We start from the raw sequence: 20,929 nt of genomic DNA, 5'->3' as shown, positions 1-20,929 counted from the left end.
GGCCCTTGTGGTGAGCAGGCTTGCCCTGCGTTGGGGCGCGAAGCGGCCCCGGCCCCAGGCAGTGCGGTGCTTCAGTTAGAAGGGGTGGGCAGGTTTTGGGGCTGCTGCGCAGCCCAACGCGGGGCAAGCCCGCTCGCCACAAAAAAGCTGGCTCTCCACTGTCCACTAAAAGCTGGCTTCCACCACGCGGGTTTGTAGTGCAGAGAGTTTGTACGGCCAAGCCCTTGTGGTGAGCAGGCTTGTCCTGCGTTGGGGCGCGAAGCGGCCCTGACCCCAGGCACTGCTGGGCTTCAGTCAGAAGAGGTGGGCAGGGTTTGGGGCTGCTGCGCAGCCCAACGCGGGGCAAGCCCGCTCGCCACAAAAAAGCGGGCTCTCCACTAAATACCAGCTTTGTCCACCATAGCTGTCCACCACAAGCCAGCTCTCCACCCCAAGCCGACTGCCTCGCGCTTATTTCTTTTTCTTCTTGTCGTGCTTGTCGCTTTTCTCGAATGCTTCTTCCAGCGCGCGGTTGATGGTGCGCAGCACTTTTACCCGCGCCCAGCGCTTGTCATTGGCTTCCACCAATGTCCAGGGCGAGACCTCGGTGCTGGTGCGGTCGACCATGTCGCCGACGGCGGCGCGGTAGTCGTCCCACTTTTCGCGGTTGCGCCAGTCGTCTTCGGTGATCTTGAAGCGTTTGAACGGGATTTCTTCGCGGGCCTGGAAGCGTTCCAATTGGGTTTGCTTGTCGATCGCCAGCCAGAACTTGACCACGATCACGCCCGCATCGCGCAGTTGCTCTTCAAAGTCATTGATCTCGCCGTAGGCACGCATCCAGTCGGCCGGGGTGCAGAAGCCTTCGATGCGCTCCACCAGCACGCGGCCGTACCAGGAACGGTCGAACACAGTGAACATGCCGCGCGCCGGGATCTTCTGCCAGAACCGCCACAGGTAAGGCTGGGCGCGTTCATCCTCGCTTGGCGCGGCAATCGGCACGATGTGGTACTGACGCGGGTCCAGTGCCGCCGCGACACGCCGGATCGCGCCGCCCTTGCCCGCCGCGTCATTGCCTTCAAATACGGTCACCAGGGCGTGCTTGCGCATGCGCTTGTCGCGCATCAGGCCGGAGAAGCGGGCCTGCTCGGTAATCAGCTGTTCTTCGTAATCGTCCTTGTCCAGGCTCAGCGTCATGTCGAGGCTGTCGAGCAGACTCTTCTGGTCCACCGAAGCCAGCAGCGGCGCCGGGTTCATGCCGCTGGCCTTGCCCTTGGCCTGCTTCAGGGCATTTTGCAGGCTTTCGAGCAGGATCTTGCCCACGGTAAGGCTGCGGTAGTGCGCATCGACGCCTTCGATCACGTGCCACGGCGCGTAGTCGCGGCTGGTGCGGCGCAGGATGCGCTCGCCAAAATGCACGAACTTGTCGTAAGTCGCGGACTGCTGCCAGTCCAGCGGGCTGATGCGCCAGCTGTGCAACGGGTCGTCGGCCAGGGCCTTGAGGCGCGCTTTCATTTGCTTCTTGGACAGGTGGAACCAGAACTTGAAGATCAGCGCGCCTTCATCGCAGAGCATTTTCTCCAGGCGCTCGGCCCCGGCGATGGCCTGGTCGAGCCGCGCGTCCTTGATCTCGCCATGCACCCGGCCCTGCAGCATCTGGCTGTACCAATTGCCGAAGAAGATGCCCATGCGGCCCTTGGCAGGCAATTGGCGCCAATAGCGCCAGGCCGGTGGGCGGGCCAGTTCTTCGTCGGTCTGCTGGTCGAAGGTGCGCACCTCGATCAGGCGCGGGTCCATCCATTCATTCAGCAGTTTGACCGTCTCGCCCTTGCCGGCCCCTTCAATGCCGTTGATCAGGATGATCACCGGAAAACGCTTTTGCTGCTGCAGCTCGTACTGCACCTCCAGCAACGCTTCGCGCAGGGCCGGGACTTCGGCGTCGTAGGTGTCTTTGTCGATGGCGTGACCAATTTCGGCAGATTCGAACATGGGCGGCTCCGTTCCAGAATTCAGCAAGACTAGCGGATTGGGCAACGACACGCGGGAGGAAATTCCACTGCCGCTTGCCATGGATCAATGCGTTGGTAGTTGATCGGCTAGAATGGCCGCCTTGCCGTTGCCTGCTTCGTTGATGATGAGCCGCCCATGACCCCCGTATTGCCCAACGCCCAGCTCGACTGGGATGACCAAGGTCGCCCGCACTCGCGGGCGTTTGACGACGTGTACTTCTCCGATAAGTCCGGCCTTGAAGAAACCCGCTATGTGTTCCTCGAGCAGAACCGCCTGCAGGAACGCTTTGCGGCACTGCCGGTGGGCGGGCGGCTGGTGATTGGCGAGACCGGCTTCGGCACCGGCTTGAATTTTCTCTGCGCCTGGCAGTTGTTCGAACAGCACGCCGTGGCCGGTGCGCGTCTGCATTTTGTCAGCGTGGAAAAGTACCCGCTGAGCCACGCCGACCTGCAGCGCGCCCTCGCCCTCTGGCCGCCACTGCAGCCCTTCGCCGAGCAACTGCTGGCCCAGTACATCGCCATTCATCCAGGCTTCCAGCAACTGGTGCTGGATAACGGCCGGGTGACCCTGACCCTGCTGGTCGGCGATGTCATGGAGCAATTGCCGCAACTGGACGCCCAGGTCGACGCGTGGTTTCTCGACGGCTTCGCCCCGGCGAAAAACCCCGAGATGTGGACCGCCGAGCTGTTCGCCGAACTGGCACGCCTGGCAGCCCCCGGCTCGACCATCAGCACCTTCACCAGCACCGGCTGGGTACGGCGCCTGATCAACGCCGCCGGTTTCAAGATGAAGCGCACGCCGGGCATCGGTCATAAATGGGAAATCCTGCGCGGTGAGTTTCTCGGCTGGCCCGCCGAGACGCCCGCGCCGGCTGCGGTCAAACCCTGGTTCGCGCGCCCTCCCGCGCTCCATGGCGAGCGCCACGCCCTGGTGATCGGCGGTGGCCTGGCCGGTTGCGCCAGCGCCGCCAGCCTGGCCGCGCGCGGTTGGCGGGTCAGCCTGCTGGAGCGGCATGAGGCCCTGGCCCAGGAGGCCTCCGGCAATCCGCAGGGGGTGCTGTACCTCAAGTTGTCCGCCCACGGCACCGCCTTGTCGCAGATGATTGTCAGCGGCTTCGGGCATACCCGGCGCCTGCTGGAACACCTGCACCGGGGGGTGGATTGGGATGGCTGCGGCGTGCTGCAACTGGCCTTCAATGCCAAGGAGGCTGAACGCCAGGCGCAACTGGCCGGGGCGTTCGCTCCGGACTTGCTGCACCTGCTGGACCGGGATCAGGCCCAGGTGCGCGCCGGGGTTGGCCTGGAGCATGGCGGGCTGTTTTTCCCCGAAGGTGGCTGGGTGCACCCGCCCGCTCTCTGCCAGTGGCAGGCACGCCACTCCGGGATCAATGTGCTGGCCCATCACGAGGTGCTGGAGCTGCGCAAAGTCGACGACCATTGGCAGGCCTGGGACGGTGAGCAGTTGCTCGCCAGTGCCCCGGTGGTAGTGCTGGCCGGTGCCGCCGAGGTCAAGCGTTTTGCTGCCAGCGCCGCGTTGCCCCTCAAGCGTATTCGCGGGCAAATCACCCGGTTGCCCCAGACCGCCGACAGCCAGGCCTTGGCGACGGTGGTGTGCGCCGAAGGTTATGTGGCGCCGCCACGCCTGGGTGAACACACACTGGGGGCCAGCTTCAATTTCCACAGCGATGACCTCGCCCCCACTGCTGCCGAGCATGCCGGCAATCTCGAGCTGCTGGAGGAAATCTCCCCGGACCTGGCCCGGCGCCTGCAGGCGGCCAGCCTCGCCCCGGATGCCTTGGAAGGCCGCGCTGCATTTCGCTGCACCAGTCCGGATTACCTGCCGATTGTCGGCCCGCTCGCCGATCCCGAGGCCTTCGACCTGGCCTACGATGCGCTGCGCAAGGACGCCCGCCACGCCCCGCAAGCCGCCTGCCCGTGGCTGGACGGTCTGTACGTCAACAGCGGCCACGGCTCGCGGGGCCTGATCACCGCGCCGCTGTCCGGCGAGCTACTGGCAGCCTGGCTGGACAACGAGCCGCTGCCCCTGCCGCGCAGTGTGGCCGAGGCCTGCCACCCGAACCGCTTCGCGGTGCGGGCCTTGATTCGCAGCAACGCCGTGAAAAATCCGCGCTGAGCGCAGGCTCAGTGCACCGTTGGCAATGCACAGCCACCCAGGTCATCCAGCCTCAACGCCTCCTGGGTCAGGCGTTCAAGCTCGGCGGACTCCGCCCGTTGCCGGTCGTCACTGATCTGATCGATACGCTTTTTGTAGGTGGCGTCATCCAGGGCTTCACGCTGCTCGAACAGCGTGTCCGAGCGGCTGATGAACGGTTCGTTCAAGGTTTCAAACGAACCGCTCTGGGTCTTTTTCAAGTAGTTTTGCCACCACGGCAGACTCGCCAGGTACTTCAGAAGCAGCGGCGAAAGCTCAGCCTCCTTGACCTGCGCTTCGGCCATTCTGAGCATGTTCTGGGTGACCCCGCCGAGGCTGGCATAGCGCATGTGGCGAGGCTGCCCCGGCAAGTGCAGGCGCTCGACCAGGCCAGTCCGATAGGCCAGGCTGACCTCCAGCGGGTCGACCGTCGGATGCGCGACACTATGGCGACGGGCGATGGACGCCAGCCGATCGAGACGAAACAAGCCCCTGCCCAAGCGCAGCAGCGGCCGGGTCTGCGCCTCACCCGTTTCGACCTGTCGCACCGCTTTGCGGACCAGAACCAGTACCTCCACATTACTGAAACTGTCGGCGGCGCTGTCATCACAGTTCAACGGCGTGGCGGCGAGTTCGAACACTTGGCCGCGCAACTCGACATCCTCTGCCGTCGCTTCCAACACGTTCCAGACGCGCCGGTGCAGGTCCTCTCGCACGTGCACGCTGTCTGCGGTATCACTCAGCCCTGCCAGCAGCTTGAACAGTCCGTCGCAAGCCGGCTCATCGCGAAGCCCCAGCCAGATCTCGGCTTGCTGCGCGTGCCCCGCCAGCCGTTCATCCCCCAGCCACAGGGCCTTGGCCCGCTGTTCGTGTAACCGGCCAATGTCATCTTCAAAAAACCCCATGCCCACCCCCGTCTCGTCGCGGTAATGGTTCAGTAGCTGGCGGGTGCCGGCATCCAGCGGGTTTTGCTCCAGGTGGATGTTCTCGGGCTTGCGCTGCTCGGTGTCGAACAACCACGGCGGCAAGCTGACGATATCGTTGGCGCGCAGGTCGAGTCGGTTCAGGTGGGGAATGCGCATAATGCCGGTCGGCAGGCTTGTCAGCCGGCAATTGCGCAAGGCCAGGGTCTGCAGATCGAGCATCTTGTAGACCACCGGTGAGTCCAGCAGCGGGTTGTCGTTCAGGTTCAGCACTTGCAGCACCTTGAGGTCGGCGAGTTTGGTGCGGGTGTACTCGGTCAGTTGCAGTTGGTTGTGGTCCAGGTACAAGTGACTGAGCTGCTTCATTTGCTGGAGCACTTCCGGCAGCCGCGTGATGCGGTTACCCGTCAGTTCGAGGAAATTCAGGCCCTTGAAGTGCTTGAGGAAATACCCGACGTCGTCGTTGAGCCCCATCCGCTTCAACGACAACTGCCGGACATGCCCGAAATGGACACCTGGCGGCAGGGTCGGCAAGGCGCCAACGGCCATGCCGTCAAGATTCAGGATCGGGACCTGGCGAGCCGCCACATCCCGACTCAACGTCGCGTATTGCCAACTGCGCTTGATCGCTTCTGCGGCCTGATGGCGCGCCAGGCGCAGGTCAAGCAGGGCCTGGTCGGATTGTGCGACCTTGTCCTTGGTCCACAGCTTCAGGGCCCGATGCAACGCCTCATATTGTTCTTCAAGGGCACGCACGGCTTTGGCGCGGGACAGGTGATCGGAGCCCAGGGCTTGCAGGAAAGTCGCGATGCGCGAGTCATCAAACAAGGGGTAGAGCTTTCTGACCTTGCGCATCAGGCCATGGGGATATTGCTGCCACCCCATCGGCGTGGCCTGCTCGCACGACAGGGCCGGTTCCTCAGCCAGCGCCCGTTCCGGCCACAGGTAACGGGCCATCCGGCTGCGCTCATCCTCGGCCTTACCGATAAGGGTGTGGCGCAAGCGACTGGCCATTTCGTTTCCGTCGAGTCCCATTGCCTCGATGTGCTCGGCGGACAGACAGTCGAGCAGGGCCGAGTAAAACCCTTCCGGACCACCGGCCAGCGCACCCAGCGACACCCCCTGCCCATCGTGGGCGCGAAAGCCCTTGGCCGACTGAACCAGCACACGCGTGGCGGCAGCCTCTGTATCGCCCACCTGGGCGAGAACGTCGCCTCGCAAGCGCTCACGGCGCACTTGCAGCACCAGGTCCTCGGGCCAGCCCGGCACCACGCGCAGCAGGCCGGTGGCGATGCGGCGGGTGGCATCGGTGGCCACCTCCGGTACGTACAGGCCCATCAGGGCCTCGTCTTCGTCCAACGCCTCCTCGGTCGCGCGCGCCGATTGGCGCAGGCGCAGCGGCACGCGCCGGGTATGACGCAAGCGCAGGCGCTCGGCGGTGGAGGCTTCACTCATGACTTCCCAGGCGAGCCGAATAGGCAACTGCGGATGACGGTCCTTGAGCAACCCATGATCCGCCTGCTCGGTGAAGTCGGCATGCGCTCGCAGCCGTTCATACACCGCTCGATGTTGCTGCTTGAGCGATGCTGCGAGGCGCCGCGCCAGGATCGCTTGCGCCTCGCCTGGCTGAAAGGCGCCGCCCAGCAGTGTCACCTTTTCTTCATCGTCCAGGGCGGCCAGCAATGTCGGCAGGATCTGCCCGCTTTTCAGTTGCTGCGTGGTCAGGTGGATGCTCAGGTCTTCGTAGTCGAAAGGCGCAGTGTCAGGGTGACGCTCAAGCACATAGCCTTCGTCGTCCAGCAGTTCGAAAAACCGCCCTTTGGGCCAGCCGTCCATCAACGGCAGCGCCTGCATCTGCACGTGGGAGGTCGTCTCGTCGAAGGGGGCTTGATGGTCCATTTGCCAGATCAGGTCGCGAATACTCTGGTTCTGCCGCATGCGCTGCGCACAATCGCGCAACCGTTCCGGCAATGGCAGGTTGTCCCTGGCCAGTTGCTGCAGGCGGGACAAGTTCATATCGGTGATGGCGGCGATTTGGCGCAACTGTTCCGGGGTAAAGGACTTCAGGCTCGGGTCGAGCCGCCCCAGGATGTATTCGACACTTTCCCACTCATAGGGACGCTCGAACGAGAACTGCCAGCCGCCCTGGAAGTTGTGGCTCACCGGCGGCTGATACGCCGACGCACGTCGCGGGTGCACGGCTCTCCACCGGCCGGTACGGGCATCGAAGGTGATCGAATACACCGCACCGTCGATATTCACGTAGGACTGGCCGTCGACCTGATACACCCCTCGCGGACCGGCAACCCGGCCGTGCAGTGACAGGGACTGCTGATAGGGCTCGGGACGGGTACGCCATAACCGCGTGGATTGGTCCGGCATGCGCACACCTTCGACTTTCTCGTACAGCCGCGACGTGGCAGGGGTAGATCGCCACAGCCGCCCCACCACGCTCGTCCCCGCCGCGAACAAGGCCATGGCGGCCAGGTTTTCAGCGACGTTGGTCAGGTGCCTGAGCGCTTCGTGCTTGTCTTGGTGGACCCAATCGTCCACCCCATCGAAGACCTCCCCAAGAATCTGCCCGACCGCCACGCCCATCATCAGTTGCCCGATGACCGGCACCATCAACCCCGCGACATTCAGCAGGGTCAGGCCGATATCCAGGTAATTCTGGACGCGCTCCTTGCGCGCATCGTCATCGGCCTGGGCGTTGGGCACCGCCAGTACCAGGGCATCGAGGCGTATCTTGCCGACACAGGCATTGAAAAAAAACGTCGACACATTGCTGGTTACCGCCAGCGGCTCCACCCGTATCAACGTTTTGTTCTGGTCAAAGCGCTGAAAAAAATCGAAGCGCTCGGACTCATCCAGATAGCCGGTGAAAAACGTTCGATAGGAACCGACCTGGAGTTTGAGCGTCAGGTAGACCTTGAACTGCTCCAGGGACTCATAGCGGTACCACGGGCGCACCGGCTCATTGGGCATGTACACCACGATCGGGCCGCGGGAAAGACCCTCGGCCGCCGTGCTGGAAAACACCAGCACGCCCCACAAGCAAGCCCCGTCTATGTTCAAGCCCTGCCAGGTCAACGGTTGGCGGTTGAACCACACGTTTGGAACCTCAGCGGCTGGCAGGTCGAGCCTGACCACGTCGAGCAACAACGCACGGGTGGGGGCGTCGATATCGCCCTTGCCATAGGCCACATGCAGGTCGATCTGCATGTCCAGGCAGCGAGGCTGGCCAACCTCGCTGACCGCCGGGTTATAGCCCCGGCCAGTGTCCAGTTGGCCCTCACCGGGAGCAGGCAGGTTGAACACTTCACGGATATGCGCCTGATAAGCCGCGCCCAGGTTCAACTCGCGACAGTAACCGACAAAGGTATGCGCGGTGGGGTATTGCGCAATCGCGCGCTTTGGCCCGACACGCACGACCGCGTTGATCGGTAGCCCGCCAGCCGCGGCCGAGGCGTCGGAAAAGTTCTGCATGGCGGCCTGCAACAGGCTGTGCCGCTCCAGGTTGATGGTCTCGATCAGCATGCCGCCAAGGTCTGCACTCACACCGCTGAATGAACGCCGGGGCAGATCCAGGGTGTCATTATCAATGTCCAGTCCAGCCAGGCCTTTGCTCGCCAGGAAGGCGCCGAGCCGTTCGCGGCAAAACTGATCCAGGGGCTTGAGGCGGCGCAGCAGCCGCTGCAGTTTTTCCCGCGGCCGTTCACTCAGCGCATGCGCCCGCTCGATGCCGTGCAGCACATCGGCATCAGCCTTGACCAACCAGGCCGGCAGTTGCTCATACAGCACTTGCGCCTTGTCCAGGTCGCCGGTGACTCCCAGCAGCGCGGCCATCGTTTCATCCTGAGTCACAGGCGCGACGGCCTGGCTCAAATCAACTGTTTGCGTCATTAACAACGTTCCTTCATTGCGTTGAACAATGACGCAGCACGATAAGCCCAACCTCCTCGTCAAAGGGTTCAAATAGTTGCGCGTTCAAGCACTGGAGCGCCCTGGTTTTTGTACCTGAACGTGATCTGGTTACCGCCACGTTAGCCCACGCCACGCGGGCCGGGGGGCACTTCGCAGGCAGGGGCGGCCGTTTGCCATATAACTTATTGATCTAAAACTCCGCACATGGGCGTGGGGTCAGTCCCTAGGTACCCGCTGAATTGGCGCGTGCATTTCTATCCCTCCCCAACGGAAAAACCGGTAAGGACTCTATGTGCGGATTAGCTGGAGAATTACGTTTCGATCACCAACCTGCCGACCTGGCAGCGGTGGAACGAATCACCCATCACTTGGCGCCACGCGGACCTGACGCGTGGGGCTTCCATGCCCAAGGGCCGATTGCCCTGGGCCATCGACGCCTGAAAATCATGGACCTGTCGGACGGCTCCGCCCAACCGATGGTCGACGCCCAACTGGGCCTGTCCCTGGCGTTCAACGGCGCGATCTATAACTTCCCGGAATTGCGCCAGGAGCTTGAAGCCCTCGGCTACGCCTTCTACTCCGGTGGCGACACCGAAGTGCTGCTCAAGGGCTATCACGCCTGGGGCGAAGCCCTGCTGCCCAAGCTCAATGGCATGTTTGCATTCGCCATCTGGGAGCGCGATGCCCAGCGCCTGTTCATCGCCCGCGACCGTCTCGGCGTCAAGCCGTTGTATCTGTCGCGTACCGGCCAGCGTTTGCGCTTTGCCTCGGCCTTGCCGGCGCTGCTCAAGGGCGGCGATATCAACCCGATCCTCGATCCGGTGGCGCTCAACCATTACCTGAACTTCCACGCCGTGGTGCCTGCACCGCGCACCTTGCTGGCAGGTATCGAAAAACTGCCGCCGGCCAGCTGGATGCGCATCGACGCCGACGGCACCACCGAGCAGAAAACCTGGTGGACCCTCCCCTACGGCCCGCACGAGGATGAGCGCAACCTCACCCTCGAAGACTGGACCGACCGCGTGCTCGACAGCACCCGCGAAGCCGTGGCAATTCGTCAACGCGCCGCCGTGGATGTCGGTGTACTGCTGTCCGGCGGCGTCGACTCGAGCATGCTCGTCGGCCTGCTGCGTGAAGTGGGCGTGCAGGACCTGTCGACCTTCTCCATCGGGTTTGAAGACGCCGGCGGCGAGCGTGGCGACGAATTCCAGTACTCGGACCTGATCGCCAAGCACTACGGCACGCGCCACCATCAGTTGCGCATCGCCGAAAGCGAGATCATCGAACAATTGCCGGCGGCCTTCCGCGCCATGAGCGAGCCGATGGTCAGCCACGACTGCATCGCCTTCTACCTGCTGTCGCGGGAAGTGGCCAAGCATTGCAAGGTGGTGCAGAGCGGCCAGGGTGCCGACGAGCTGTTCGCGGGTTACCACTGGTACCCGCAGGTCGACGGCGCCAGCGATCCGTATGCGGCCTATCGCGAAGCATTCTTTGACCGCAGCTATGACGACTACGCCGCCACCGTCGCGCCGAAATGGCTGACCGCCAACGACGCCGCCGGTGACTTCGTGCGCGAACATTTCGCCATGCCCGGTGCCGATGCGGCCGTGGACAAGGCGTTGCGCCTGGACAGCACCGTGATGCTGGTGGACGACCCGGTCAAACGCGTCGACAACATGACCATGGCCTGGGGCCTGGAAGCGCGTACGCCGTTCCTGGACTACCGCCTGGTGGAACTGTCGGCCCGCGTGCCCGGCAAATTCAAGCTGCCCGACGGCGGCAAGCAAGTGTTGAAGGAAGCGGCGCGCCGGGTGATCCCGAGCGAAGTCATCGACCGCAAGAAAGGTTACTTCCCGGTCCCCGGCCTCAAGCATTTGCAAGGCGACACCCTCAACTGGGTGCGCGAGTTGCTGCTCGACCCGAGCCAGGACCGTGGCCTGTTCAATCCGGCCATGCTCGACCGCCTGCTGACCGATCCGCAAGGCCAACTGACCCCGCTGCGCGGCTCCAAGCTGTGGCAACTGGCGGCGCTGAACCTGTGGCTCAGCGAACAAGGAATCTGATTGATGAAACCCCATGCAGCGGCTTACAGCCAACGCTTGCTCAAGGGCCAGGCGCCAACCTACGAGCGCCTGCAAGCCCGACTGGCCGAAGATGGCAGCCCGCTGGCCGCCGAGCCGATTGCCGTGCACTGCGGCTGGGGCCGGCTGTTGATCGGCCATACCTTTCCCGACCCCGCGAGCCTGGCCGAGGAACTGCTCAACGAACAGCCCGGTGAACGCGACATCGCCCTGTACGTGGCCGCGCCGCAGCAGATCCTCGGGATCGATCCGCAGCAGTTGTTTCTCGACCCCTCCGACACCCTGCGGCTGTGGTTCAGCGACTATCGTCCGGCCACCCGGGTGTTTCGCGGTTTCCGCATTCGCCGGGTGCAGACCGAGGCAGACTGGGCGGCGGTCAATCAGCTCTATCAAGGCCGCGGCATGTTGCCGGTTGACGCTGAGCGCCTGACCCCGCGCCATCAAGGTGGCCCGGTGTATTGGTTGGCCGAGGATGAAGACAGCGGCGCGGTGATCGGCAGCGTGATGGGCCTCAATCACCAGAAAGCCTTCCACGACCCGGAAAATGGCTGCAGCCTCTGGTGCCTGGCGGTGGACCCGCACTGTACGCGTCCTGGCGTCGGCGAAGTATTGGTGCGCCACTTGGTCGAGCACTTCATGAGCCGTGGCTTGAGTTACCTCGACCTGTCGGTGCTGCACGATAACCGCCAGGCCAAGAACCTCTACGCCAAGCTCGGCTTTCGCGCGCTGACGACCTTTGCGATCAAGCGCAAGAACGGCATCAACCAGCCGTTGTTCCTCGGCCCGGGTCCGCAGGCGGGGTTCAACCCCTACGCGCGGATCATCGTCGAAGAGGCGCACCGACGCGGCATCGATGTGCAGGTGGATGACGCCGATGCCGGCCTGTTCACCCTGAGCCATGGCGGACGCCGCGTGCGTTGCCGCGAGTCGCTGAGCGACTTGACCAGCGCGATCAGCATGACCCTGTGCCAGGACAAAAGCCTGACTCACAAGGTGTTGAAAGCTGCCGGATTGAAACTGCCATCGCAGCAACTTGCGGGCAGCGCCGATGACAACCTGGAGTTCCTCGACGAACACCAGCGCATCGTGGTCAAGCCGCTGGATGGTGAGCAAGGCCAAGGCGTGGCGGTGGATCTGCAGACCATTGAAGAGGTGCAGCAGGCCATCGAAGCGGCGCGCCAGTTCGACAGCCGCGTGTTGCTCGAAAGTTTCCACCAGGGCCTCGATCTGCGCATCCTAGTGATCGGCTTCGAGGTGGTCGCCGCCGCGATCCGCCGCCCTGCCGAAGTCACCGGCGACGGCCAGCATTCCATCGGGGCATTGATCGAAGCCCAGAGTCGGCGGCGCCAGGCGGCCACCGACGGCGAAAGCAAAATCCCCGTGGACGCCGAGACCGAACGCACCCTGCAGGCGGCCGGCTACGACTACAGCAGCATTCTACCCCGGGGCCAGACCCTGGCCGTGCGCCGCACCGCCAACCTGCACACCGGCGGCTGCCTGGAAGACGTCACCGCCATCCTGCACCCCACGCTGGTCGACGCCGCCGTACGCGCCGCCCGCGCCCTGGACATCCCCATGGTGGGCCTGGACCTGATGGTGCCCGCCGCCGACCAACCGGACTATGTATTTATCGAAGCCAACGAACGGGCCGGCCTGGCCAACCATGAGCCGCAGCCGACGGCGGAGAAGTTTGTGGATTTGTTGTTTCCCCATAGCCAGCCGACCGCCCAATAACCCAGTGGAGAGCCGGGCTGTTGTGGTGAGCATGTGCGTGGTGGCAAGCAGGCTGTGTCTGGCAGGCAGGGCTGTTTTGGCAAGCAGGGCTGTTGTGACAGGCAGAACTGGTGTGGCAAGCAGTGCTGTCATGGCAGGCAGAACTGTTTTGGCAAGCAGGACTGTCATGACAGGCAGAACTGTTGTGGCAGGCAGGGCTGTCATGACAGGCAGAACTGTTGTGGCAGGCAGGACTGTCATCACAGGCAGAACTGTTGTGGCAGGCAGGGCTGTCATGACAGGCAGAACTGTTGTGGCAGGCAGGACTGTCATCACAGGCAGAACTGTTGTGGCAAGCAGGGCTGTTGTGGCGACCGGGCTTGCCCCGCGTTGGGCTGCGAAGCAGCCCCCATCCAGGCGCCGCGTTTTGCCAGCCAGAACTCATTGGCAGGTTTTGGGGCCGCTTCGCAGCCCAACGCGGGGCAAGCCCGCTCACCACAATTAACCCAGTCACCACAATTAGCCCGCTCGCCACGCCACAACCAGCCCGCTCGCTCCAATAGCGCGCTCACCTCACGAGGAGTTTTCATGACTCGAACCATCCCCGAACCGGACCTCAATTACCTGCAAAAAGTCTTGCTGGAAATGCTCGCCATTCCCAGCCCGACCGGGTTTACCGACACCATCGTGCGCTACGTCGCCGAGCGCCTGGAAGAGCTCGGCATTCCGTTTGAAATGACCCGGCGCGGCACCATTCGCGCCACCCTCAAGGGCCAGAAAAACAGCCCTGACCGCGCCGTCTCCGCACACCTGGACACCATCGGCGCCGCCGTGCGCGCGATCAAGGACAACGGTCGCCTGACCCTGGCGCCGGTAGGTTGCTGGTCGAGCCGCTTTGCCGAAGGCAGCCGCGTCAGCCTGTTCACCGACAACGGCGTGATCCGTGGCAGCGTGCTGCCGTTGATGGCCTCGGGGCATGCGTTCAACACCGCCGTGGATGAAATGCCAGTGAGCTGGGACCACGTTGAATTGCGCCTGGACGCCTACTGCGCGACCCGTGCCGACTGCGATTCCCTGGGCATCAGCATTGGCGACTATGTGGCGTTCGACCCGCTGCCGGAGTTTACCGAGAGCGGGCATATCAGCGCGCGCCACCTGGACGACAAGGCCGGCGTCGCCGCCCTGCTCGCGGCTCTCAAGGCCATCGTCGACAGCGGCGAGCCGTTGCTGATCGACTGCCATCCGCTTTTCACCATCACCGAGGAAACCGGCAGCGGCGCCGCGGCTGCCCTGCCCTGGGACGTGAGCGAGTTTGTCGGCATCGATATCGCCCCGGTCGCCCCCGGCCAGCATTCCAGCGAGCATGCCGTGAGCGTGGCGATGCAGGATTCCGGCGGGCCGTATGACTATCACCTGTCGCGGCACCTGTTGCGACTGGCAACCGACAACGAACTGCCGGTGCGTCGCGACCTGTTCCGCTACTACTTCAGTGATGCTCACTCGGCCGTGACCGCCGGCCACGACATCCGCACCGCGCTGCTGGCGTTTGGTTGCGATGCTACCCATGGCTACGAGCGCACGCATATCGACAGCCTCGCCGCCCTGAGCCGGCTGTTGAGCGCCTACATCCTCAGCCCGCCCGTGTTCGCCAGCGACGCCCAGCCGGCCCAGGGTTCACTGGATCGGTTCAGTCACCAGATCGAGCATGAAACACAGATGGAGAGCGATACCCGCGTGCCGTCGGTGGACAGCCTGGTGGGCAACAAGTCCTGAAGACTGGCAACTGGAGTCCCGGCGCAGTAGCATCGCCGGGATTCTCTATGTGAGGCTTGTATGCTGATTCCCTACGACGCGCTTGAAGTCGACACCCTGACCCGCCTCATCGAAGATTTCGTCACCCGTGACGGCACCGACAATGGCGACGACACGCCCCTGGAAACCCGTGTATTGCGTGTGCGCCAGGCGCTGACCAAGGGCCAGGCATTGATCGTGTTCGACCCGGAAAGCGAGCAGTGCCAGTTGATGCTCAAGCACGATGTGCCCAAGCATCTGTTCGACTGACCGAGGTTATTCAGGGGTTGGGCACCAGCACCGGATGGGTGGCAGCGCCTTGGCGCTCGAGGATTTTCTGATAGACCTCGGCACGATGAACATGCACCCCGGTCGGTGCCTCTACCCCGAATTTCACCTGGGTACCGTTCACCTCGAGGATGTGCACGGCGATGGTGTCGCCGATGGAAATGATTTCGTCGACAGTACGGCTTAATACCAGCATGGTCGTTGTCCTTTTTGAGTCTCAGGACCTTGACCATGCGCGCATGGATGGGCGCCATCAATGGCTTGCAAACAAATCAGCCAGCACCTACAAACGTTGGTAATTTGCCTGACAGACCTGACGAAATATTGCCTTCGGTAGCGCCCTCACCGGCCAGCCTGGGTCAAGCCTTGGCGCTTTGACCCTGGGCCTTGGCGCGCATCTTGTCGGCCATCACTGTCATCTCGTCGTACAGCAACTGCGGATTCTTCTGCTTCAACGCCCACGCCATCCGCCCCTGCTCATGGGGCAGGATCATGAACTCGCCCGCCGCCACCCGCTGGTAGATGTAGTCGGCAATGTCCGCCGCCGAGATCGGCGAACTCTCGAGCAACTTGCCCACCTGCGCCTTCATTGCCGGGGTCGGTCCGCGAAACGAATCCAACAGGTTGGTCTGGAAGAACGACGGGCACACCACGTGCACCCCGACCTCTTGCTGCTTGAGTTCCACCAGCAGGCTCTCCGACAAGGCCACCACACCGGCCTTGGCCACGTTGTAGTTGCTCATGGCCGGGCCCTGCATCAACGCCGCCATCGACGCGATGTTGATAATGCGGCCCTTGCTCTTTTCCAGCAGCGGCAGAAACGCCTTGCAGCCCTTGACCACCCCCATCAGGTTGATCGCGATCTGCCAATCCCAATCCTCCAGCGACAGCTCGGCGAAGAACCCACCCGAGGCCACGCCCGCATTGTTGACGATCACATCAATGCCGCCCAGCTTCACCTCGCAGGCCTGGGCAAACGCGGTGAGCTGGCTGTAGTCGCGCACGTCGCAGCGCTGGATAAAACCCTCGCCACCGGCCTCTCGCACCAGCCTGAGGGTTTCCTGCAAGCCCGGCTCACTGACGTCCGACAAGGCCAACTGCCAACCCTCACGGGCCCAGCGCAGAGCGATTTCACGACCCAGGCCGGACCCGGCGCCAGTGATCATCATGCGATTTTGCATAGGAAGTAGCCTTGTGGTTCACAGAAGAAGTGACCGGCAGTGTAGCGAAGGTTTTTCCCGCACCCACGCACCATCAGATTGATGAATGCCCCAGGCAAACCGCAGGCCGGGTCGGATGCCGGCGTATAGCCTAAGTTCAATCTTTTTCAACTAATGAGCTGCAGTTGCGAACGCATTAAAAGAAATAAGCCTGTGTGCGAAATGCTTTAAAAAAACACGGAATTTTCTCCGTCGTGGTGCAGTCGGAGTTGTTAAGGCGTCCGAATTTAAATGACGGGCCTCTCGTTAAATAACCGGTCTTTGCAGAAGGCCTATAAGGAAAAAAACTATGAGCCTCATTCTGATCATTATCCTGATCCTGTTGCTGGTCGGTGGTCTGCCAGTGTTCCCTCACTCGCGTAACTGGGGTTATGGCCCGTCGGGCATCCTCGGTGTAGTGCTGGTGGTGCTGTTGGTGCTGTTGCTGCTGGGTCGGATATAACCGCCACCCGGTATTAAAAAAGATGCAAAAAAAAGAGGCCTTGAAAAAGGCCTCTTTTTTATTGCCGGTTAGTTAGTCCGGCTTACCATTCACCACGCCGGCAGTGTTATCCAGCAGGCTCTTGGTGGCGGTTTGCAGGAACGACTCGAGTCGCTGCTTGAGTGCAGCCTCGTCCGGCGATTCAGGGATCACTTTGCCGGTAGGGTTGGCGCCGAGTTCGTATTCCCACAGTTTCGGCGGCATTTCCTTGGGCAATACCAGGATCCGGTCGGCGGTGACCAAGGCTACCGTCTGGTCGCTGCCAGACGGCTTGATCACGCCGAAGCCCTTGTCGCCTTCCGGCAGGTTGAGCAGGTCACGACCCCAGCACTGGTGCAGGGTGTCGCCACCGAGACGACCCATGATGGTCGGCACGATGTCGATCTGAGTGCCCACAGTGTGGTCACGCTCGCCGAACTTCTCTTGCATGCCGGGTGCAATCATCAGCATCGGCACGTTGAAGCGGCCCAGGTCCATTTCGGTGATTTGCTGTTCGTTGCCGAAACCATGGTCGCCGACGATCACGAACAGGGTTTCCTTGAAGTACGGCTCCTTGCGGGCCTTTTCAAAGAACTGGCCCAGGGCCCAGTCGGAATAGCGCATGGCCGTCAAATGCTCGTTGAGGCTGCCACGGTCAGTGACTTTCTCGACCGGCAACGGCGTCGGCAATGCGTACGGGGTGTGGTTGGACAGGGTCTGCAGCAGCGCATAGAACGGCTTGCCGCCTTCGCGGGCTTTCAACTCTTCCAGGCCACGGTTGAACATATCCTGGTCGGACACGCCCCAGGTCGGGTCGGAGAACACCGGGTTGACGAAGTCATTGCGGCCGATGAAGTTGGTCATGCCCTGGTTGCTGAAGAAACCCGACTGGTTGTCCCAGGCGAAGTCGCCGTTGTAGACATACACGTCGTCAAACTTGCGCGCACTGAGCAACTGCGGCAGGCCCGACAGCTTGTGGCTGCCTTCCGGGGTCTGCATCAGGTATTCGAAGCCCGGCAGGTTCGGGAAGCACGCCATGGTGGCGAACATGCCCTGGTGGGTGTGGGTGCCGTTGGAGAAGAAGCGATCGAACAGCAGGCCTTCCTTGGACAGTTTGTCGAAGTACGGCGTGATGTTGCCCGGACGCCCCAGCGCGCCGACCGAGTGACCGGCGAAGCTTTCCATCAGGATCACGACCACGTTCTTGATCGGCAGGGTCTTCTCGGCCGGTGGCGTGTAGTCACGGCGCACGGCGGCGATGTCGGCATCCACCAGTTTTTCCTGCGGCAGCACCAGCATGTCACGCACGGTCTGGGTCGCCAGTGGCTGATCCAGGGTGGCCTTCCAGATGTTCGAGCGGTCTTCGGAGAAGCGCGACTTCGCGGCCGCGATCAGCGACAAGGTGCCGTTGAGGCCCAGTTGGTTGGCGAAGTTCGATTCGGTGGTGTAGACATCACCCCAACGCAGCGGCGGGCCCTGGCGCAGGGTGCCACGTGCGGCGACCACGGCGATCAGCAGGCAGACCACGAACACCGCGATGCGGCTGTACCACGGTGCGACCTGGCGGGTGCCGATGCTGCCACCGCTGAACGGGCCGCGCGGGCGAGTGGCGCGGTCGGCGCCCTTGAACGCGATGCTCAGGATCAACGTGCCCACGGCCCATGCCAGCAGGTAGCGCACCACCGGGAAACCGTACCAGAGCATGCTCATCACGGTTTTCGGGTCTTCCTTCACATACTGGAAGACCAGGCCGTTGAGGCGCTGGTGGAACTCGCGGTAGAAGTCCATTTCCATCAGGCCCAGGAACAGCGCGATGCTGGACGCTACGGTCAGCCAGAAACGGAAGAACCCACGTGCCGCCATCGCCCGTACGCTGAACAGCGCCAGCAGCAATGGGATGATCAGGTACACCACCAGGCGCAGGTCCAGACGCAGGCCGTTGGCGAAGGCTTCGAGGAAGGTCGAGGCCGGGGTGTCGAGGATCATCTCGCGGTTGTACACCAGCAGCGCCAGGCGCAGCAGCGAGAACATCACCATCATGACCAGTGCGCAGAGCAGCGTGTAAGCCAGATGGGATTTGACGGTCGGTTGCAGCAGGCGATTAGAAGCTCGCTGCTGACTCAGGGCGTCCGGGTTTGCCATGTCGTTTCAGGACCCATTGGAAGTTTAAGTTGCGAAATAATGCAGTGGCGTCCGTCCCTCGCCCAGGCTGGCTGGGGTAGGCGGTTAACGCGGTGGCGCAAATGGTGCCCGATCGAAGCCGGCAAGGCTATTAATTACTGAACGTGCACCCCTGCCCCGCCTTTAATGGCAGTTGAGATAGAGCCTTTGGCTGGGAGGTTTGAGCGGGCGAATTGTCTTGGATGGGATGTGAAAATTGTGTGCGCAGAATATTTCGAAACATAAATGTGGGAGCGGGCTTGCTCGCGAAGGCGCCACATCAGCCACCCTCTTCAGCGACTGACCCACCGCTTTCGCGAGCAAGCCCGCTCCCATAGTTTTGATCGCTGCTCGGGCTTGGGATTCGGGGTGCTGCACCGGCATTTAAGCGGACGGCACAACTCGGTTCCAGCCTTGAAATACACCCTAAATGTGGGAGCGGGCTTGCTCGCGAACGTGCCAGATCAGTCGCCCTTTGCAGCGACTGACCCACCGCTTTCGCGAGCAAGCCCGCTCCCACAGTTTTGATCGCTGTTCGGGCTTAGGATTCGGGGTGCTGCGGCATTTGAGCGGACGGTACAGCTCGGTTCCAACCTTGAAATACATCCCAAATGTGGGAGCGGGCTTGCTCGCGAACGTGCCAGATCAGTCGCCCTCTCCAGCGACTGACCCACCGCTTTCGCAAGCAAGCCCGCTCCCACAGTTTTGATCGCTGTTCGGGCTTGGGATTCGGGATGCTGCGGCATTTGAGCGGACGGTACAGCTCGGTTCCAACCTTGAAATACACCCCAAATGTGGGAGCGGGCTTGCTCGCGAAGGCGCCAGATCAGCCACCCTCTCCAGCGACTGACCCACCGCTTTCGCGGGCAAGCCCGCTCCCACAGTTTTGATCGCTGCTCGGGCTTGGGATTCGGGGTGCTGCGGCATTTGAGCGGACGGTACAGCTCGGTTCCAACCTTGAAATACACCCCAAATGTGGGAGCGGGCTTGAACTGGTCAAGTAATCTTGGACACCGATTAAGGTTTCACGCCACCAGCTTCTCCCTGGCGACTGGTGACCGATAGTCGTTGTAGCTATGCGGCCTGGTGATGTTGTAGCGCGATACATAGCGCTGCACATCCGCTCGGGCCTCATGTTCCGACCCGTAGCCTGCTTCTGGCACCCACTCTGATTTCAAACTTCCAAAGAAACGCTCCATCGGAGCGTTATCCCAGCATTCGCCTTTACGGCTCATGCTTTGTCGGAGTCCATGTTCCAGCAGTTCATTTCTGAATTTATGGCTGGTGTACTGGCAACCTTGGTCGGAGTGAAACAGTACGTCTTTTGGGCGACCGCGCAGTTCAATCGCCATGCGCAGGGCTTCGCAGGTCAGCGTGGCATCAGAGATCATCGAAAACGACCAGCCCACAATCCGGCGAGCGAACAAGTCCAGAACCGCCGCAAAATACAGCCAACGCTTGCCGACTTTGATGTACGTCACGTCCCCACACCACACCTGATTGACCGTCGCAACATCAAACTTGCGTTTGAGCACATGCGGTGCCACCAAAGCCTCCACGCCAGGTGACTTGTACTTATGGCGCCGGCGTTGACGGCTGACAATGCCTGCTTCTCGCATCAAGCTGCGAGCCATGAACCGCCCGACATCATGCCCGCCGGCTTGCAGCTGTTTAGCCAAGGTACGAGCGCCCGCAGACTCTCTCGACGCCCTGTGGTGCTTGACCAGCATAGCCTTGAGTTTCTCTCGCTTAGGGCTCACCTTGCCTTGGCGCTGACGCCATGCGTAAAAGCTACTGCGGTTTATTCCGAACACACGACAGCAATCGTTAACGCCGTACTGCTCGCCCAGCTCACAGATCAACGAGAGTGATCTTTGGCGTCCAAAAGCAGGAGAGCACTGGCCTTTTTTAGGATTTCGATATCCCGGTCTCTTTGCCTGAGCAAGGCTTTAAGTTCCTGGATCTCTCGCTGATCCGCGGTAATCGCCTTGGCTCCCACCGGAGTCGAGCCCAAGCGTTCCTTGCGAACTTGATCGACCCAGCGGCGCAAGGCCGTAGGGCCAATATCCAAGCTGGCACAGACCTCGGGAACCGACTGCCCCTCGTCCAGCACCATGCTGGCAGCCTTGAGTTTGAACTCACATGAATAAGATTTACGCATATCCAAACACCTCAGATTTGGACGCCATCATAGCGCCCGATTGAGGTGTCCAAAATCATTAGGCCAGTTCA

13 protein-coding genes are annotated in these 20,929 nt (G+C 62.2%); 6 read left to right on the top strand and 7 right to left on the bottom strand.

The features are described from left to right. Positions 1 to 450: 450 nt before the first annotated feature. Positions 451 to 1,965: a polyphosphate:AMP phosphotransferase gene (gene pap, locus BBG20_RS13550; protein ID WP_065904299.1), complete on the bottom strand. Its 1,515-nt coding sequence runs from the start codon at positions 1,963 to 1,965 to the stop codon at positions 451 to 453. Positions 1,966 to 2,121: 156 nt separating this feature from the next. Here pap and mnmC point away from each other — a divergent pair, with 156 nt between their 5' ends. Further along, positions 2,122 to 4,119, top strand: a complete 1,998-nt coding sequence (gene mnmC / locus BBG20_RS13545) for a bifunctional tRNA (5-methylaminomethyl-2-thiouridine)(34)-methyltransferase MnmD/FAD-dependent 5-carboxymethylaminomethyl-2-thiouridine(34) oxidoreductase MnmC (protein WP_065904297.1) — start codon at positions 2,122 to 2,124, stop codon at positions 4,117 to 4,119. Between the two features lie 8 nt (positions 4,120 to 4,127). On the opposite strand, the gene BBG20_RS13540 is transcribed toward mnmC, so the two are convergent. Continuing rightward, a complete protein-coding gene (locus BBG20_RS13540; RefSeq protein WP_065904295.1) occupies positions 4,128 to 8,963 on the bottom strand; it encodes an NEL-type E3 ubiquitin ligase domain-containing protein in 4,836 nt (1,611 codons plus the stop codon). A 311-nt stretch (positions 8,964 to 9,274) separates the two neighbouring features. Here BBG20_RS13540 and BBG20_RS13535 point away from each other — a divergent pair, with 311 nt between their 5' ends. From BBG20_RS13535 to BBG20_RS13520, 4 genes are all read left to right on the top strand, one after another. Then, positions 9,275 to 11,047 carry an N-acetylglutaminylglutamine amidotransferase gene (locus tag BBG20_RS13535; protein WP_065904293.1) on the top strand — a complete coding sequence of 591 codons (1,773 nt, stop codon included), beginning with the start codon at positions 9,275 to 9,277 and terminating at the stop codon, positions 11,045 to 11,047. A gap of 3 nt (positions 11,048 to 11,050) precedes the next feature. Next, positions 11,051 to 12,799 (top strand): N-acetylglutaminylglutamine synthetase, encoded by a 1,749-nt coding sequence (gene ngg / locus BBG20_RS13530; RefSeq protein ID WP_065904291.1) that lies wholly within the window; start codon positions 11,051 to 11,053, stop codon positions 12,797 to 12,799. A 567-nt stretch (positions 12,800 to 13,366) separates the two neighbouring features. Then, positions 13,367 to 14,551, top strand: a complete 1,185-nt coding sequence (locus BBG20_RS13525; RefSeq protein ID WP_065904290.1) for an osmoprotectant NAGGN system M42 family peptidase — start codon at positions 13,367 to 13,369, stop codon at positions 14,549 to 14,551. Between the two features lie 60 nt (positions 14,552 to 14,611). Further along, positions 14,612 to 14,839 (top strand): YheU family protein, encoded by a 228-nt coding sequence (locus tag BBG20_RS13520; protein ID WP_003192759.1) that lies wholly within the window; start codon positions 14,612 to 14,614, stop codon positions 14,837 to 14,839. 10 nt (positions 14,840 to 14,849) lie between these two features. Here the strand turns inward: BBG20_RS13520 and csrA are convergent, their stop codons facing one another. Both csrA and BBG20_RS13510 read right to left on the bottom strand, forming a co-directional pair. After that, a complete protein-coding gene (gene csrA, locus BBG20_RS13515; protein ID WP_065904288.1) occupies positions 14,850 to 15,053 on the bottom strand; it encodes a carbon storage regulator CsrA in 204 nt (67 codons plus the stop codon). A 163-nt stretch (positions 15,054 to 15,216) separates the two neighbouring features. Continuing rightward, entirely contained in the window at positions 15,217 to 16,038 is an 822-nt protein-coding gene (locus BBG20_RS13510) for an SDR family oxidoreductase (protein ID WP_065904286.1), read from the bottom strand. Positions 16,039 to 16,366: 328 nt separating this feature from the next. On the opposite strand from BBG20_RS13510, the gene BBG20_RS13505 reads away from it, so the two are divergent. Continuing rightward, positions 16,367 to 16,519 carry a DUF3309 family protein gene (locus BBG20_RS13505; protein WP_015885095.1) on the top strand — a complete coding sequence of 51 codons (153 nt, stop codon included), beginning with the start codon at positions 16,367 to 16,369 and terminating at the stop codon, positions 16,517 to 16,519. A gap of 72 nt (positions 16,520 to 16,591) precedes the next feature. Here the strand turns inward: BBG20_RS13505 and BBG20_RS13500 are convergent, their stop codons facing one another. The 3 genes from BBG20_RS13500 to BBG20_RS33155 form a co-directional block, all read right to left on the bottom strand. Further along, entirely contained in the window at positions 16,592 to 18,679 is a 2,088-nt protein-coding gene (locus BBG20_RS13500) for an LTA synthase family protein (RefSeq protein WP_065904285.1), read from the bottom strand. 1,043 nt (positions 18,680 to 19,722) lie between these two features. Beyond that, positions 19,723 to 20,559, bottom strand: a complete 837-nt coding sequence (locus BBG20_RS13495; RefSeq protein WP_065899479.1) for an IS3 family transposase — start codon at positions 20,557 to 20,559, stop codon at positions 19,723 to 19,725. Further along, positions 20,556 to 20,858 (bottom strand): IS3 family transposase, encoded by a 303-nt coding sequence (locus BBG20_RS33155; RefSeq protein ID WP_065899480.1) that lies wholly within the window; start codon positions 20,856 to 20,858, stop codon positions 20,556 to 20,558. Before BBG20_RS33155 ends, BBG20_RS13495 begins: the two co-directional genes overlap by 4 nt. Between the last annotated feature and the right edge of the window lie 71 nt (positions 20,859 to 20,929).

The organism is Pseudomonas aylmerensis, from assembly GCF_001702265.1.
GTDB lineage: Bacteria > Pseudomonadota > Gammaproteobacteria > Pseudomonadales > Pseudomonadaceae > Aquipseudomonas > Aquipseudomonas aylmerensis.
This window is presented reverse-complemented; position numbering and strand designations above follow the sequence as displayed.